Origin of the sequence: Alteromonas sp. BZK5 (assembly GCF_014349115.1) — a bacterium.
Lineage (GTDB): Bacteria > Pseudomonadota > Gammaproteobacteria > Enterobacterales > Alteromonadaceae > Alteromonas > Alteromonas macleodii.
Window position 1 is genome coordinate 1 of the sequence record NZ_JACSOE010000221.1, and the last position, 2,039, is coordinate 2,039.

A 2,039-nucleotide genomic window follows, 5' to 3' on the forward strand; every position below is an offset into this window, starting at 1 on the left:
ACTTTAAACCCTGCAATCAGGACAACACCTTCAATCCGTCCTTCTTCGGATATTTGGGTATATGCAAGAGCATCTTCAAATGAGAAAAAACTGCGTTGCTGTTTTACATCCAATATATCCTGCAACAAGCTAGAACCTAGCTTTTTGCAAAGACCTTCGAATTCAGCCTCATCACAGTCTTTTTTAGTTCTTAGATCAGCGGTTAATCCATTAAACTCAAACACAGCCTGGTATTGATGCTCATCACCAGCCCTACGTGCAGCAACATGATTAAATCCTTTTCTTGTGCCGGAGAAAATGCCGTAGCCAACCCCTTGGCCCATCCTACATTTGTAGAACTTCCTAAACTCTCTTACATTATCTCCCTGAAATGATACTTGTGCCGGATTAAGTTTACAGCCAGCAATAGAGTTTTTTTCAATACCGTCGTTGCGCATAAAATTGCCAAAGTCATTTTGTAGGCTTTGTCTAAAGCTGATACCCGTTCTGTTTTCTTTGTCCCAAAACCAACTAAACATGGTGTCACCCATCCAGTAAGCTGCGCGTCGAGCGTCATTAAGGGGTTCATAGTCGTCAAAATATTTTGACCACCTGTAGCGGCTTATTCCGACCCCATCCCTAGTTGAGCGCGCTGTTATAACAACAAATTTTGCTCGCTCGGGGTAGAGCAAGCCTGAGAAGAGACCTTCCTCACGAACCCGTCCCAATTGTTTATATAGATCTTTATTTGTTATGTGCTGCCAAAAGCCTAAGTCTAGTTTTGGGTTTTCGATGCGAATTTCAGTGATTGTTTGATTATTAAATTTTCCATCGGCGTTCGCTTGTAATCCTTCTACGTCGTAAAGTTTATCTCCCCAAAAAGGAGAGTTTTCATCTTTGGTGACTTTCTGTCGCATTTCATCGCAATCAGATGGATTGAAGCTAGTCACAACGATTGGGCCTACATAGCCAAGATAGTAATCCTTTTGATTTTCTATAGAACGGTTAATATCTTCAATTGATGCATCTGGACGGGTGATGTTTTCCTCTGCCACTTTATAGTATTCAGGTTCATGTTCGCGCATGGCATGGTTAAACCATTTGCCATTACACAAGTGCGCGGTAACCATAGCTGCCTTTTTATCTACTCCATATGCAAGCATGTCAGTGAGCATATTATTAAGGCCCTCAAGTGTTCTAGGGTAAGTTTGACCGTCTGCGTATATCTTGCGTCCGTACACATTAAAGCCTGTTTTGACGTCTCCAATTCTAGTGCCTGGTGGCGTATGTTTAATTTTTTTCATGATTACCTGGGTAATAGCATCCATTGCTAACCAATATTCAACGGTAGCATTAACGTCCGCTCCTTTTTCATTCACCCACAGGTCATAACCTTTATACAGAGGTGGGTGATAGAATGTTTTGGCATCGTACTTATCATGAAAAGGCGAATTAGGATTACTTTTGTCGTAGGAATTATCAATATCATAGTTGACCATCTTCCACTCATCATTTTCTAGCATTCTTAGAGCAGTTTTAAGGTCAACACTAGAAACGTTCTTATCCGTTAATCTTTGGCCAAGGTTCTGTAATAGGGGACGCTCATCTCGATTCGCATCAATCATGATTTCCTGGTTGAGGTGATCTTTAACCCCTGCAAAATCATCGTTCCGACTTTTAGTGACGCACGCGCCAAGAACACCCAAAAAGGTGACAAGGGTAAGAGTTTTAAAAATAATATGAAATCGATTCATGACACATCCTTTTTTCCATTGAGTTCTGACGCCATCACGGAAGATGTAAACGTCACTTCTCAATTCCTACTTAATGTATTACTCGAAATTTTTGTAAAAAACTTACCTTAATTTTGATTTGTTAAAAAAACTAGCACATTAGAAGCAAGTTAGTTGGCTAATACACTTCTATTTATGAAAAATCGAAATCAAGTGCTAGTTATGCATTCTATGTTTACTCGGCTTTTGTCTTGCCTGTTTATCGTACCCTGCTGTATTGCCAATGCCCAGAGTTCAACTACCAGTAATGACAGTAAACCTGTCAAT

At 40.3% G+C, this 2,039-nt stretch carries 1 protein-coding gene; it reads right to left on the bottom strand.

The window, feature by feature from the left end:
* The coding region (locus BIZ39_RS21455; RefSeq protein WP_187448060.1) for a hypothetical protein at positions 1-1,733 on the bottom strand (1,733 nt) is incomplete at its 3' end.
* Between the last annotated feature and the right edge of the window lie 306 nt (positions 1,734-2,039).